We start from the raw sequence: 14239 nt of genomic DNA, 5'->3' as shown, positions 1-14239 counted from the left end.
CTCTCATGACAGCCAGCGCTTGCGACGCTTGTAGTGCTTCACATCGCGCATGCTCTTGCGCATGCCGCCTTCACTGAAGCCAAGGTAGAACTCGCGGACATCCTCGTTGCGCAGCAGCTTGTCGGACGGGCCGTCCAGAACGATGCGCCCGTTCTCCATGATGTAGCCTTCGTCTGCCACGGCCAGTGCCGCCTGCGCGTTCTGCTCCACCAGCAGAATGCTCACGCCGGCGTCGCGACGCAGTTGCACAATGATCGCGAAGATCTCCTCGCAGATCTGCGGCGCCAGCCCGAGAGTGGGCTCGTCGAGCATCAGCACCTTGGGCTCGGACATCAGCGCGCGCCCGATGGCCACCATCTGCTGCTCCCCGCCGGAGAGGTAGCCGGAAACGGTGGTGCGCTTCTGGGTGAGCCGAGGAAAGAGCCCATACGCGCGCTCGAGACCGCGCCGGGAATCCGCGGCGCTGCGCGTATATCCGCCCATCAACAGGTTTTCCTCGACCGTGAGCTGGTCGAAGAGCCTGCGGCCTTCCGGGACCATCACGATGCCCTGACGGACGATGCGGTCCGGGGGCAGTCCCGCCAGGGGTTGTCCATCGAAAGTGATGTGGCCGGCCTTCACCTCACCGTCCTCAGGGTAGAGGACGCCGGAGATCGCCTTCAGGGTCGTGGACTTGCCGGCCCCGTTGGCGCCGAGCAGCGCCACGATGCGACCCTTGCCGAGCGTGAACGACACATCGCGAACCGCCTCGATGCTGTTGTCGTAGACGATCTGGACGTTGGTAAGGGCTAGCATTGGGACGGCCCGTCTTTCAGCCGCGCGCGAACTTGCGGAAATCGGGCTTGCGCTTCTCGAGGAAGGCGGCCACGCCTTCCTTCGATTCGTCCGTGTCGTAGTAGAGGCTCAGGGCCTGCATGCCCAGACTTCCGATGCCGCGGATGTGCTCCGTGGACGCATTGAACGAACGTTTCGCGATCGCGATCGCTGTAGGACTCTTCTCGACGATCTCGCGGCCCCATTTCGCCACTTCGGCGTCCAGCTGGTCGTGTGGCACCACGACGTTGCACAGGCCCATGGCGAGCGCTTCCTGGGCGGTGTAGCGGCGGCACATGTACCAGATCTCGCGCGCCTTCTTCTCGCCGACCACGGCCGCGAGGTAGGCCGTGCCCCAGCCCGGGTCGACCGAGCCGACCTTGGGCCCCACCTGGCCGAACACAGCCTTCTCGGAGGCGATGGTCATGTCGCACAGCGTGGCCAGCACGTTGCCGCCGCCGATGGCATAGCCCTGCACGCGGGCGATCACCGGTTTCGGGACGTCGCGGATGAGGCTGTGCAGTTCCTCGATCGGCAGACCGGCGGTGCCCCGGCCGTCGTATTGCCCTGAGTGCGCCGACTGGTCGCCGCCGGTGCAGAACGCGCGGTCGCCCGTGCCGGCCAGCACGATGGCGGCAATGTTCTTGTCCCAGCCCGCCTTCATCATGGCGTGCAGCATCTCCTCGATCGTCTGGCCGCGAAACGCGTTCATGACGGCGGGACGGTTGATGGCGATGGTCGCGACCTGGTCGCGCTCTTCGTAGACGATATCGGTGTAGTCCATGCGCACTTCCTCAGCCGATCATGCTGTAGCCGCCCGAGACGCTCAGCACCTGGCCGGTCACGTGGCCGGCACGGCCGGAAGCCAGGAAGACGACGGCGTTGGCAACGTCCTGGGGACGGCCGACCTTTCGCAGCGGCATCGCCTTGGCGGCCTTTTCGATCTGCTCGGGGCTGAACATGCTGTCGGCGTTGGTCCACATGCTGCTGCCACCTACTTCGTCGGCGTTCGAGGGGATCGTCACGCCGGGGCAGACCACGTTGCAACGGATGCCGTAGCGGCCGTTTTCCTTGGCGATCGTCTTCATGAAGCTGTTCACGGCCGCCTTGACGCCGCCATAAACGGCCTCGCGAGGCTCGCCCTGGCGGCTGGCGTCGGAGCTGATGGACACGATCGCGCCGCTGTTCTGCTTGATCATCACCTCCAAGGCGGTCTTCGTGCAGTTGAGCACGCCGACGTAATTGATGTCGATGACCTTGCGCCAGAACTCCGGCGAGGTCTGCGTGAAGAACATCAGGTTGTCCCAGCCAACGTTGTTCACGAGGACGTCGACCGCGCCGTGCTTGTCCGTTGCTGCCTCGAACATCGCCTGCACCTGTTCGAGCTGGGTGACGTCCGTCTTGACCACTTGCGCCGACGCGGCACCGAGCTTGCGCGCGAACTCGGCCGTCTTCTCCGCCTGCGCGGTGTCAATGTCGCCGATGGTGAGGTGAGCGCCTTCGGCGGCGAATGCCAGCACGATCGCCCGGCCGATGTTCGAGCCGCCACCGGTCACGATGACCGACTTGCCCTTGAGTTCGAGATCCATGTTCAACCTTTCGCTTTGGAAATGGCGTGCCGCACACACGCAGTCCTCCGCATTATACCGGTCAAACGCTTGGTAGGTAACACTCGGGCAATCCCGGATTACCATGCGGGTAGCCCTTCAAACCGCCAGCTTTCCATGCAGGAACCCGTCAATTCCCGGCTCTGGGTCGAACCCGTGGGCAACATCATCGTCGCGCGACTGCGGGGACCATGCACATCCGACCTGCTGTTGGAGTGCCAGAACAGGGTCCTGACACTGGCACGCGATTCGGGAATCGATCGCGTGCTCTATGACGCCTTGGAGATGGATGTGCCCTCGGATGACCTTGTCTTCCTGCAGCAGCGACTGGAGGATGAGAAGCGCGCTGCGCTGGGCAGCGCGGGGCTTCGAACAGCAATCCTGGTGCCGAACACGCGCATCGCGCTGCTGGCCCGGATCGCCTTCGGCGCCGTCGGCGAGTCGCATTACCGCGTGTTCTACAGCGCGATGCTCTCAGCAGTGCGTTGGCTGGAAGAAGCGCACGAATGATCCATCACGCCGGATTGCGCTGTACCAGCTGCCTCGCGATGATGATCCGCTGCATTTCGTTGGTCCCTTCCCCGATCAGCAGCAGGGGCGCGTCCCGGTAATACCGCTCGACGTCGTATTCGGGCGAATACCCGTAGGCGCCGTGGATGCGCATGCATTCCAGTGCGTTTTCCATCGCCGCTTCCGTCGCGAAGTACTTCGCCATGCCCGCCTCCATGTCGCAGCGCTCGCCGCGGTCATGAGCACGGGCGGCGGACTGCACCAGGAGCCGGGCCGCTTCCACCCGGGTCGCCATCTCGCCCAGCTTGAGCTGGATGGCCTGGTGCTCGCAGATGGGTTTGCCGAAAGTCTTGCGTTGTTGCGCGTAGGCAACCGCGTCCTGAAGCGCCGCCGTGGCCACGCCCACACCGCGAGCCGCCACGTTGATCCGGCCCAACTCCAGCCCGGACAACACCTGGTGCAAACCGCGGCCTTCCGCGCCGCCGACGAGGCGCGACACAGGCACGCGATAATCCTGGAACACGAGTTCGCACGTGTCGATGCCACGATAGCCCAGCTTCTTCAGCTTGCGGGCGACGACAAATCCGGCGCCTTTCTCCGCGACCAGGAGGCTCATGCCGCGATGCCGCGGTTCGGCCGACGGGTCCGTCTTGACGAGAAGGGCCAGGCAATTGCCTTGGCCAGAGTTGGTGATCCAGGTCTTGCGCCCGTTGACGACGTAATGGTCGCCATCTCGAACCGCGCGCGTGCGGATCGCCTGCAGGTCGGTGCCTGCATCGGGCTCGGTCAGGCCGATGCCCCCGCGCAATTCGCCGCTCGCAAAGCGCGGGAGCAGTTCCCGCTTCTGTTCCTCGGTCCCGTGACGCAGCACGGCCGACGCCATGATCAGATGCGAGTTGACGATGCCCGAAAGCGACATCCAGACGGCAGATATGCGCGCCACGACTGCCGCGTATGTGGAAGTCGAAAGCCCGAGCCCGCCGAATTCCGTCGGGATGATGCATCCGAACAGTCCCATGGCCTTCATCCGCTCCACGATCTGCTCGGGGTATTCGTCAGCGTGTTCCAGCCGCTTCACGTGCGGGCGCACCTCGACGCGCAGGAACCTGTCGACCGCATCGAGGATCGCGGAGTCGGTATCGTTGTCGGGAGCGTTCAACATGTCCTCCTCAGCCGTCCGCCGCGAGCGACTGCTGCAACGAGCGGGCCGTCATGCCCGAGCCGATGGACAGCACGAGCTCGCGCACGCGGTCGGCGCGCGCCGAGTCCGTCACGAGGGCCATGTTCTCGTGAAACTTCCGCGCGATATCGTCGTTGCTGATCGGACGATCCTCGCCGCCGCGATTGACCTGCTCGCGATGGCGCAATTCCCGCCCGTCCGCAAGCGTGACGATCACCTCTCCGGAGTAGTACTTCGGGAACGGCGACAGCGGGTCGGCTTCGTATTCGATACGCGACGCCAGCGCGAGGACCTGCTCATCATGCAGTGCGGCGTCTTCCAGCGCGGTGAGCCCGAACCGCCCCCGCAGCAGCGCGGTCGCGACGATGTAGGGGAGACTGAACTGTGCGTCGTAGCTGTTTTGCGGACGTTTTTTCGTCGACACCGGTTCGCAGACGGTTTTCACGACCTCGGCGGGAACCAGCACGCGAACGGCGCGGATGTCTTGGCCGGCCAGTCCGTGACGCTCTCGCAGGTGGGCGGCGGCATCCGCCGCAGCGTGGGTGAAGTGGCAAGCAGGAATCGGCTTGATGTTCACCTTCGGCAATTCCCAGTCCTCGCCCAGGCCCGCGATGGCGAGCGTGATGTCGGCGTGCTCCGCCCATGCGCCCAGGTGGCTGTCGAACAGGCCGAAGCGCCCTTCGTACGGATGCTTCGGCCCTTGGAAGCCATGGCGTGCCAATGTCGCGCAAGTGAAGCCGGCCGCCGCCGCCCACCCGGGATGCATGCGCTTGGTCCAAGCCCCTTCCTGCAGGAACTCCATGCTTCCGCTTGCCACCGACAGCGCGATGCCCTGGGCCGACGCGAGTTGCGCAGGGCCGAGTCCGAGCAGCTTGCCGCTCACGATCGCACAGGCGAAGGCGCCGACCAGCCCGGTGGGGTGAAACCCGACCTGGTGTAATCCGCCCTTGGCGACCGACGCCAGGCGGGCGGCAACCTCCATGCCGCAAACGTAGGCGGCGAGCATCGCCTGGGCATCCAGACCCGCGGATGCGGCCGTTCCGAGCGCGCACGGGAAGGTGCTGGCCGTGGCGTGGATGATGCCCGCAGCATGCGTGTCGTCGTAGTCGAGGCCATGAATGAGGATGCCGTTCATCAGCATCGCGTCGCGTGGGGACACCCGGGCCGCCAAGCCGATGACCGGCGTCTGGCCCTCCGCTCCCGAGAGTTCCTGGATCGCGGACAACGAGCAACGCGCGAACTCGTAGTGCGTGGAAGCGTGCGCAATACCGATGGCATCGAGGATCAGGTAGCGTGCACGCTCGAGTACGGGAGCCGGGATGCTTTCGTGCCGCAAGCCAAGCGCGAAGCCAGAAAGCGTTTCGGAGATCGGATGCTCACGTTCAACCATGACACTCAAGCCTTCACAAAGCAGCGCCGGACGGACGGGCCAACGACGCGCGAGCAATTCTAATCTATCTAACACTTGACAGGGAAAAAGTGAAAACCTAATATTGCATCGACAGCTACAGCCCGGCGGGCCTTCACCCCAAGACCAGAGGAGAGATGACGATGATCGTTGCATCAACAGTGCCACTCAGCCGTTTTCTTGCGGGCGCGGCGCTTGCGCTGGCCTTAGCTTTCGCCTGCGCCACGACGGCCTTGGCTGAAACAGGAGTTGGAGCCAAGGCGATCAAGATCGGGGGCAGCATGGCGCTGAGCGGACCGCTCGGCAGCATCGGCAACGAGTTCGCCACGGGTCTCAACGTCGTGGTGGACGAGGTGAATGCCAAGGGCGGAATCCACGGCCGGAAGATCGAGTTCGTCCAGATGGACGATGGCTACGATGCCAAGCGAACTCTGGAAAACTCCAAGAAGATGGCGGAGGAGGGGGTATTCGCGTTCGTGGGCACCTTGGGGACCGCCAACATCCTGGCTGCCATGCCCGTGGTCGAACAAAACAGGATTCCGCTCTTCGGAGCATTCTCCGGCGCCGACTCGATCCGGGCGCTCAAGCAGGAGCTCATGTTCACGACGATCGCCGCATACGGTGACGAGTCGGAGAAGATGGTGCAGCAAGGCTGGACGTTGAATGTCCAGTCCTACGCTGTGGCTTATCTCGACAACGCGTTCGGCAAGGATGGGCTGGCGGGTGTGGAGCGTGCGCTTCAGAAGCGTCAGTCGGCCCCGGTGATCGTGGCGGCGGTGAAGACGGATGCCAGCAACGCCGAGGAGGCCGCCAAGACCATTGCCGCGTCTCCCGCGCAGGCTGTCCTTGTCATGACGGCGGGCAAGGCGACGCTGGAATTCGTCCGGCATATTCGCCGCCTCAGCCCGTCGAAGCAGGTCATGCTGCTTTCGGTCGCGGACACGAACCTGATCGTGCGCGAACTGGACAAGGCGGCAGCGGGCATCGTGGTTGCGCAGACCGTCCCTTCACCCATCCAGAGCAAGCTCAAGATTTCGCGCGAATACCAGGACGCCATGAAGCGAGCGGGAAAGGAAGAGCAGGTGAGCTACGCTTCCATGACGGGCTACATGACAGCCCGGGCCTTCGTGGAGATCCTGCGGCGAGCCGGGCCTTCGCTGACCCGCGAACGATTTCTCCAGGTGGCGCATGGCTCCGGCCCGATCGAGCTTGGGGGATACCTTCTCGATTACGGCAACGGCCGCCAGCATGGAGCCAGCTACGTCGAGCTGACGATGATCGGCTCCGGCGGGAAGGGCTTCAAGTACTGACAACGGGAAGAAGGCAAGTGGACAACACCGGCGCAGCATCCACCGCAGGCATCGAAAAGAATGGACATGTCGCGGTCGTCGAGATCAGGAAACCGCCGCATAACTATTTCGACATCGGCATGATCGAGGCGATAGCCGACGCTTTCGAATCGCTGGAAGCCGACTCGGATTGCCGCGCGATCGTCCTCGCATCGCAAGGAGCGTCGTTCTGCGCGGGTGCCAACTTCGCCAACCGCGATGCGACGCCACCGCAAAAGAGTCCGCGCGCGGTCAACCCGCTCTACTTCGAAGCAATCCGTCTTGTAGCCTGTACGAAGCCCGTCGTCGCTGCGGTGCATGGCGCGGCCGTCGGTGGGGGGCTCGGCCTGGCATTGGCGGCCGACTTCCGCGTGACCTGCGCCGAAGCGCGCTTCTCGGCGAATTTCAACCGATTGGGCTTCCACCCCGGGTTCGGCCTCTCCTACACGCTGCCCCGACTCGTGGGGCAGCAGCAGGCCGCATTGCTCTTCTACACCGGACGGCGCATCGGCGGGGACGAGGCGGTGAAGATCGGCCTTGCCGACCAGCTGGTTCCGCTGAACGACGTGCGGGCCAAGGCGATTGCGCTGGCCGAGGAGATCGCCATCTCGTCACCGCTCGCCGTTCAATCCACGCGCGCAACCCTGCGCGCGGGCTTCGTGGAACAGTTCCGGCTGGCCGTCGCCCGTGAGAGTGTCGAACAGAACCTCCACTTCCAGACGGAGGACTTCCGCGAGGGCGTGCAAGCCATGGCGCAGCGCCGTCCGCCGCGGTTCCAGGGCCGCTGACAAGCGCCGGCCCACAGGACCGGCGCCCCGCGTGACGCTCAATACGACCGCGGCAATCCCATGACGTGCTCGGCAATGTAGTTCAGCACCATTTCGCGGTTCAGCGGCGCCGTCCGCAGCAGCCGCACCAGACCGTAAAGGTCGTAGATGCCGTATTCCTTGGTGAACCCGTTGCCGCCGTGGGTCTGGATCGCGGCGTCGACCGCGTGGATGCCGGCCTCGGCACCCGCGTACTTGGCGATGTTCGCGAACTCGCCAGCCGGCAGCCCCTGGTCAAAGGCCCAGGCGGCCTTGAGCGCCATCAGCGAGGCCATCTCGATCTCGCTGCGCGCGATCGCGAGCGGATGCTGCACGCCCTGGTAGGCGCCGATCGGCGTCTTGTTGAACAGCTTGCGATCATTGGCGTAGGCTACCGCCTTCTTCAGCGCGAAGCGGCCGACGCCGGTGCACAGACCAGACAGGATGATGCGCTCCGGGTTGAGCGTGTCGAACAGGATGCCGAAGCCCTTGTCGACCTCACCGATCACGTCGTCCTCGGTCAGCGCGACGTCGTCGAAGAACAGCTGCCATTGCGTCTCGGGCACCGGGAATGCGACCGGGATCAGCGTCTTGCTGATGCCCTTTTTCTTCATGTCGACCATGAAGATGGTGAAACCGTCGGACTTTTTCTTCACGTCCGAGCGCGGCGTCGTGCGGGTCACCACCATTGCGTAGTCGGCGTGGTTGGCATCGGTGATGAACACTTTCTGGCCGGTCAGCCGGAAGCCGCCCTTGCCGTCGGTCCTGGCGAGGGACGTGATCTCCATCGAGTTCGACCCAGCGTTCGGCTCGGTGATGGCGAAGCAGAAGCGGATTTCGCCCGCGCAGCCACCGGGCAGCAGGCGGCGCTTCATCGCTTCGCTGGCGTGCTTGGCCATCAGACCCATCGTCATCGTCGGGCCGACCACCAGGTTCAGCAGCGGGATGCCGTTGTTGGCGAGGCCTTCCATGAACAGCAGCATCTCGGTCATGCCCTGGCCGGCGCCGCCGTACGCTTCGGGGACCATGATGCCGAGGAAGCCGTCGTCGGTGATCTGCTTGTACAGCTCGGCCGGCGGCTCGCTCTTCTCGGCGTACTTCTTCCAGTACCCATGGTCGAAGCGCTGCGACACGCGGTCGCCGTACTCATAGACCATGCGCTGTTCCTGCGTGAGGGCGAAATCCATCTGTTTGCTCCAGGGTATGCGACTGCAGGATTCAGCGGTTCGCCGAGGGAAACTTGGGCGCTCGCTTTTCCTTCACGGCGGCGACGCCTTCCTTGGCGTCTTCGCCGAGGAAGCAGAGCATCTCCATCGCCAGCGAACTCTCGAAGATCGGGCGCGCCATGTTCATCCAGCCGTTCAGGGAGCGTTTGGTGAATCGGATGGCCTGCTGGCTGCCCGCCGCCAGCTTGTCGGCCACCTCCATGGCCTTGTCCATCAGCTGGGCGCGGGGAACGCACAGGCTCACGAGACCGATGCGTTCGGCTTCCTTGCCGTTGACGAAGTCGGCTGTCATCAGGTAGTACTTCGCCTTGGCCATGCCGCAGAGCAGGGGCCAGCAGATCGCGGCGTGGTCGCCGGCGGCCACGCCAAGCTTCACGTGGCCATCAGTGATCTTGGCTTCCTCCGCCATGATGCTGATGTCGGCCATCATGGCAACCGCCAGGCCCGCGCCGACCGCCACGCCGTTGATCGCGGAAATGACCGGTTTGTCGCAGGCCATCACGTTGTAGACGATGTCCGATGCCTCGTTCATCACCATGTTGATGGTCTCGGCATTGCCGACCATGTTGGTGATCCAGTTCAGGTCGCCGCCGGCGGAAAAGGCCTTGTCGCCCGCGCCGGTGATCACCGCGACCTTGGCCTTGGGGTCGTCGTTCACCACGCCCCAGACCTTGGTCAGCTCCCAGTGCAGCCGGCCATTGGTGGCGTTCATCACTTCGGGGCGATTGATGGTGATCAGCACGACGCCGTTGGGTTTGTGGTCGAACTTCAGGAACTCGAAATCGGTGTAATTCATGGCAGGGTCCTCGGTTTTGGGGTGTGGATGGATGCGGTTGCGGCTCGGGTTCAGACAGGGTCCCAGGAGAACACCACCGCGGAACTCTCGAGCGGGAAGAAGTTGGGCTTCATCGCTGGCAGCACCCGCTGCGCGATCGTTTCGGGCGTCCAGCCCTCGGCGGTGTGCATGCCCCGAACGGGTCGCGGCTGGCTCATGAGGAAGATCTCGTTTCCTCGCACGGCGAAGATCTGCGAGGTGACCTCGGCGGCGGCGTCGCTCGCAAGAAACGCCGCCATCGGCGCGATCTGCGCCGTGTCGAGCTTTTTCAGCTTCTCGACACGCGCTTGCTGCTCAGGGGTCTCGGTGGGAATGGAACCGATCATGCGGCTCCATGCAAATGGGGAGATGCAGTTGGAGCGGACGTTGTATCGCTTCATGTCGCCGGCGATCGACCGGGAGAGCGCGACGATGCCGAGCTTGGCCGCGCCGTAATTCGCCTGGCCCACGTTTCCGATCAGCCCCGACGTGGACGTCATGTGGACGTAGGCGCCCGAACCCTGGGACTTGAAGTGCGGAGCGGCGGCACGCGAGACATAAAACGTGCCGTTGAGGTGCACGTCGATCACGGCTTTCCATTCGTCCTGGGACATGGAGAAAAACATCCGGTCGCGCAGGATGCCCGCGTTGTTCACGACGACGTCGATGCGGCCAAAGTTGTCGAGCGCGCATTGCACGATGCGGGCGGCGGAGTTCCATTCCGACACGCTGTCGACCGACAGCGCGGCTTGCCCGCCCATCGCCTTGATCTCGTTGACGACCTGCTGCCCGAGGCTGGCGTCGTTGCCTTCGCCACTGACCGACGCGCCGACGTCGTTGACGACGACCTTAGCGCCCTGGGCGGCCATCTCTAACGCGATGTCGCGACCGATTCCCCTGCCAGAGCCCGTGACGACCGCCACCTTATCTTGCAGCATGTTGCCTTTGTGCATGAATGTTTCTCCTCTCGTGGATGTTCGGATTGAAGGCGCCGCCGTGGGCTCACCCGGGGAGCTGGAGCACGGCGCTCGCCAGGATGTTTCGCTGGATCTCGTTGCTGCCGCCGTAGATGGTGGCCGGCCTGGCGTTGTAGAACGTCGTGAGGACGTCGATCGTGCCGCCGTCGGTTTCGATGTCCCCCGCCATGCCCCCGCTCGTCCCCGCGATTTCCACCAGCAGGTTCGCGAGGCGCGAATAGGTCTCGGTGGCGAAGACCTTGAGCATGGAGACGTCGGGACCGAGGGCTTCGCCGCGCTTGACCTGCTCAACGAAACGCGCATACAGCGTTCCCAGGTCGGCAACGTCCAGTGAAAGCTGGGTGAAATTGGCCGTGAACACGGGGTCGTCCAGCAGCCCGAGCTTTCGGGCCGCGGCATGAACACGGGAGAGGGCATACTGGCTCTGCTTGGGGCTCCCGAGGAAAATGCGCTCGAACCCGAGCAGTGCCTTCGCGATGGTCCAGCCCTTGTTGAGGCCGCCGACGATGTTGGCCCGTGGCACACGGACGTTGTCCAGGAAGACCTCGCAGAAGTCCTCCGCGCCAGCGATGTTCCGGATGGGGCGAACACGGATACCCGGAGTCTTCATGTCAGCAAGCAGGAAGCTGATGCCTTCCTGTTTTTTGGCGTCCTTGTCGGTGCGCACCAGCAGGAAGATGTGCGTCGCGTCCTGTGCGAGCGTGGTCCAGATTTTCTGGCCGTTGACGATGAAGTCGTCCCCGTCCGGCACGGCCTCGGTTCGCAGGCTCGCCAGGTCGGACCCCGAATCGGGCTCGGAATAGCCCTGGCACCAGATGTCCCGGCACGACAGGATGCGAGGCAAGTAGTGCTCGCGTTGCGCGTCGGTGCCGTTCTGGATGAGAAGGGGGCCGACCATCGTGATGCCCATGTCCGGCGCGCGCGCGACGCCGTGCCGCTCCTGTTCCTCGATGAACGCGATGAGCTTGTCCGGTGCCAGGCCCATACCGCCATGACGCTGCGGCCAGCTCGGTGCGAGCCAGCCACGCGCGGCCAGCTTCAGCGTCCACTCGCGGATCTCGTCCCAACGCAGCCGGCGCTTCGGATAGCGCAGGTGTTCAGGGTAGTTCTGCTGGAAGAAGCTCCTGACCTCGGCGCGGAAGGCCTCGATGTCCATCGCATTCCAGTCGTGCATCGTCGAAGTCTCTTCGGTCATGCGGAACTCCCCTCGTCGGTCACGCTCCGCGGCGACAGTGCGGCAAACCGGCGCCGCTGCTGCGAGCCATTCCCCAGCCAAGCCGACAGGACCAGTACGCGTTGCAGAAAAAGGCCCAGGTCGAATTCGTCGGTAACGCCGACCGCCCCGTGCATTTGCACCGCCTCGCGTGCGGTGGCGAGCGCGGCATCGGAGCATCGCGCCTTCACCCGGGTCGCGAGTCGCGCGCGCTCCGTGCCGTCGAGGCCACGGTCGAATTTGGCGACCGCATGCTGGACGAGCGCGCTCGCGAGTTCCTGCTGGATCAGCAGGTCGACGGCGCGGTGCTGAAGGCCCTGGAAGCTGCCGATCGGCTTGCCGAACTGCTTGCGGGTGCGCAAGTAGTCGAGCGTCATCGCCATCATGCGGCGCGTGCACGCCAGCAGTTCGACACTGGCCATAACCAAGGCTTCGTCGTAGGCCGCCCAGAACGCCGCGCGCGCTGCCTCGCCGACGGCAAGCAAGTGGCTGGGGTGCAGTTTCACATCCTTCATGTCCACCTGGCCGGCGAACGTGCCGTCCGCCAGCCGCTGCAGGGTGCATGAAACCCCCGGGACGCCTGCAGGCACCCACACCAGCGCCAGCCCATCGGGAGACGTTGCTGTGACCACATGGCCGCTTGCGGCCCCGCCCGGGCGCACATGGAGCTTTCGTCCGCTCAGGCGCAGCCCGGCTGTGCCTGGCGCGCATACGGTGGATGGTTCCGCCAATCCCCCTGCCCGATCGAAGCTGGTGCCCCCTGACGCGTCTTCCTGCCATGCGACCGCGGGAAGCAGGCGGCCCGACACGGTCTGCTCGAGGAGTTGTGCCGCCGTTTCGCCTTCGCCGCAGGCCGCCAGCAACCGCCCCGCGAAAACCAGCACGGGCGTCACGGGTTCGGGGGCAACTTGCCCGGCAAGCGCCGACACGACTTCGGCCATCTCCGAGAGGCCCTGCCCGAACCCGCCTGCGGATTCTGGCGCCCGCACGCCGGTCCAGCCCTGCTGAACCAGCGAGTTCCAGAAACCCAGATCGAAGCCCGGTGATTTGCCGCGAAGGCCACGCGCCCGGGAAAGCGGCGACTCGCTTGCGCAGAACGCTTCGGCGCTTGCGCGCAGCAAGGCACGCGCTTCGATGCGATCGGCCGTGTCGGCCTCTGAGTCAAGGGTCATTCGAAATTCATGGTTCAATAGGATTTCGGGAGGCCGAGTACCTTCTCGGCGATGAAACACAGGATCAGCTGCGGGCTGATGGGTGCCACGCGCGGGATCAGCATCTCGCGCAGGTACCGCTCGACCTGATACTCCTTCGCATAGCCGAAACCGCCGAGCGTGGCCATGGCACGCTGGCACGCGGCGAAACCCGACTCGGCGGCCAAATATTTGGCCGCGTTGGCGTCGGCGCCGCACTCGAGCTTGTGGTCGTATTTCCAGGCTGCGCGCATCGCCATCAGCCAGGCGGATTCCAGTTCCATCCAACTTTGGGCAAGCGGATGCTGGATCGCCTGGTTCTGCCCGATCGGACGGTCGAAGACGATGCGCTCGCGCGCGTACTTCGTCGCCCGCTCCAAGGCGGCCTGACCCAAGCCCACCGCCTCGCCCGCGATCAGGATGCGCTCGGGGTTCATGCCGTGCAGGATGTATTCGAACCCGCGGCCTTCTTCGCCGATCCTGTCCTCGACCGGCACCTGCAGGCCGTCGATGAACAGCTGGTTGGAGTCCACGGCGTGGCGGCCCATCTTCTCGATCTCCCGGACCTCGACGAATCGGCGATCGAGGTCGGTGTAGAACAAGCTCAGGCCGAGTGTGGGCTTCTTGCATTGCTCCACGGGCGTCGTGCGCGCCAGGATCAGCATCTTGTTTGCCACCTGCGCGGTGGAAATCCACACCTTCTGTCCGGTCAGGACGTAGTGATTTCCGCTTCGCTCGGCGCGCGTCTTCAGCTTCGTGGTGTTCAGGCCCGTGTTGGGTTCGGTTACCGCGAAGCAGGCTTTCTCCCGGCCCGCGATGAGGGGCGGCAGCATGCGCCGCTTCTGTTCGTCGCTGCCGAACACCACCACGGGTTGTAATCCGAAGATGTTCATGTGCACCGACGAACACCCCGACAGCCCGGCGCCCGAACGGGCGATGGCGGCCATCATCACGGTGGCTTCGGTGATGCCCATGCCGCTGCCGCCGTACTCGGCGGGCATGCAGATGCCCAGCCAGCCGCCGGCGGCCAGCGACTGGTACAGATCGTGCGGAAAGCCGCCGTCGCGGTCGCGCGCGAGCCAGTAGTCGTCGCCGAACCGCGCGCAGATCTTGCCGATCGCCTCGCGGATCTCCGCATGCTCGCGAACGTCGCTGAAGTCCATGCTC

The 14239-nt window shown here is 64.6% G+C and carries 14 protein-coding genes; 3 read left to right on the top strand and 11 right to left on the bottom strand.

Going from position 1 to position 14239, the window contains the following annotated elements; translation table 11 throughout:
* Positions 1 to 3 precede the first annotated feature (3 nt).
* Genes H8R02_RS00220 through H8R02_RS00210 form a run of 3 tightly spaced genes read right to left on the bottom strand, consistent with a single transcriptional unit; the run spans position 4 to position 2402 of the window.
* Positions 4 to 795, bottom strand: coding sequence for an ABC transporter ATP-binding protein (locus tag H8R02_RS00220; protein ID WP_187079343.1), 792 nt, complete (start codon positions 793 to 795; stop codon positions 4 to 6).
* A gap of 16 nt (positions 796 to 811) precedes the next feature.
* Positions 812 to 1597 carry a 2-ketocyclohexanecarboxyl-CoA hydrolase gene (gene badI, locus H8R02_RS00215; protein WP_187079342.1) on the bottom strand — a complete coding sequence of 262 codons (786 nt, stop codon included), beginning with the start codon at positions 1595 to 1597 and terminating at the stop codon, positions 812 to 814.
* A gap of 10 nt (positions 1598 to 1607) precedes the next feature.
* Entirely contained in the window at positions 1608 to 2402 is a 795-nt protein-coding gene (locus H8R02_RS00210; protein ID WP_187079341.1) for an SDR family NAD(P)-dependent oxidoreductase, read from the bottom strand.
* Between the two features lie 135 nt (positions 2403 to 2537).
* Here H8R02_RS00210 and H8R02_RS00205 point away from each other — a divergent pair, with 135 nt between their 5' ends.
* Positions 2538 to 2930 carry a hypothetical protein gene (locus H8R02_RS00205; RefSeq protein WP_187079340.1) on the top strand — a complete coding sequence of 131 codons (393 nt, stop codon included), beginning with the start codon at positions 2538 to 2540 and terminating at the stop codon, positions 2928 to 2930.
* Positions 2931 to 2934: 4 nt separating this feature from the next.
* Here H8R02_RS00205 and H8R02_RS00200 read toward each other — a convergent pair whose 3' ends face one another.
* Positions 2935 to 4092 (bottom strand): acyl-CoA dehydrogenase family protein, encoded by a 1158-nt coding sequence (locus H8R02_RS00200; protein WP_187079339.1) that lies wholly within the window; start codon positions 4090 to 4092, stop codon positions 2935 to 2937.
* A 7-nt stretch (positions 4093 to 4099) separates the two neighbouring features.
* A complete protein-coding gene (locus tag H8R02_RS00195; protein ID WP_187079338.1) occupies positions 4100 to 5500 on the bottom strand; it encodes an MmgE/PrpD family protein in 1401 nt (466 codons plus the stop codon).
* A gap of 155 nt (positions 5501 to 5655) precedes the next feature.
* Between H8R02_RS00195 and H8R02_RS00190 the strand changes: the two genes are divergently transcribed.
* Together H8R02_RS00190 and H8R02_RS00185 are read left to right on the top strand one after the other, a co-directional pair.
* A complete protein-coding gene (locus tag H8R02_RS00190; RefSeq protein WP_187079337.1) occupies positions 5656 to 6828 on the top strand; it encodes an ABC transporter substrate-binding protein in 1173 nt (390 codons plus the stop codon).
* 17 nt (positions 6829 to 6845) lie between these two features.
* Positions 6846 to 7634: an enoyl-CoA hydratase/isomerase family protein gene (locus H8R02_RS00185; RefSeq protein ID WP_187079336.1), complete on the top strand. Its 789-nt coding sequence runs from the start codon at positions 6846 to 6848 to the stop codon at positions 7632 to 7634.
* Positions 7635 to 7672: 38 nt separating this feature from the next.
* Here H8R02_RS00185 and H8R02_RS00180 read toward each other — a convergent pair whose 3' ends face one another.
* From H8R02_RS00180 to H8R02_RS00155, 6 genes are read right to left on the bottom strand one after another with little or no spacing between them, the layout of a single operon-like run.
* Positions 7673 to 8839: an acyl-CoA dehydrogenase family protein gene (locus H8R02_RS00180; RefSeq protein ID WP_187079335.1), complete on the bottom strand. Its 1167-nt coding sequence runs from the start codon at positions 8837 to 8839 to the stop codon at positions 7673 to 7675.
* A gap of 31 nt (positions 8840 to 8870) precedes the next feature.
* Positions 8871 to 9674 (bottom strand): enoyl-CoA hydratase/isomerase family protein, encoded by an 804-nt coding sequence (locus H8R02_RS00175; RefSeq protein ID WP_187079334.1) that lies wholly within the window; start codon positions 9672 to 9674, stop codon positions 8871 to 8873.
* Positions 9675 to 9724: 50 nt separating this feature from the next.
* Complete coding sequence (locus H8R02_RS00170) at positions 9725 to 10645, bottom strand: SDR family oxidoreductase (protein WP_187079333.1); 921 nt, start codon at positions 10643 to 10645, stop codon at positions 9725 to 9727.
* A gap of 49 nt (positions 10646 to 10694) precedes the next feature.
* Positions 10695 to 11825, bottom strand: a complete 1131-nt coding sequence (locus tag H8R02_RS00165; protein WP_255429104.1) for an acyl-CoA dehydrogenase family protein — start codon at positions 11823 to 11825, stop codon at positions 10695 to 10697.
* A 35-nt stretch (positions 11826 to 11860) separates the two neighbouring features.
* Complete coding sequence (locus H8R02_RS00160) at positions 11861 to 13054, bottom strand: acyl-CoA dehydrogenase family protein (RefSeq protein WP_187079332.1); 1194 nt, start codon at positions 13052 to 13054, stop codon at positions 11861 to 11863.
* A 14-nt stretch (positions 13055 to 13068) separates the two neighbouring features.
* Positions 13069 to 14235 carry an acyl-CoA dehydrogenase family protein gene (locus H8R02_RS00155; protein ID WP_187079331.1) on the bottom strand — a complete coding sequence of 389 codons (1167 nt, stop codon included), beginning with the start codon at positions 14233 to 14235 and terminating at the stop codon, positions 13069 to 13071.
* Between the last annotated feature and the right edge of the window lie 4 nt (positions 14236 to 14239).

Origin of the sequence: Ramlibacter albus, assembly GCF_014297445.1 — a bacterium.
Lineage (GTDB): Bacteria > Pseudomonadota > Gammaproteobacteria > Burkholderiales > Burkholderiaceae_C > Ramlibacter > Ramlibacter albus.
The sequence above is the reverse complement of the archived record's forward strand: the minus strand, read 5'-3'. Positions and strand labels throughout refer to the sequence as shown.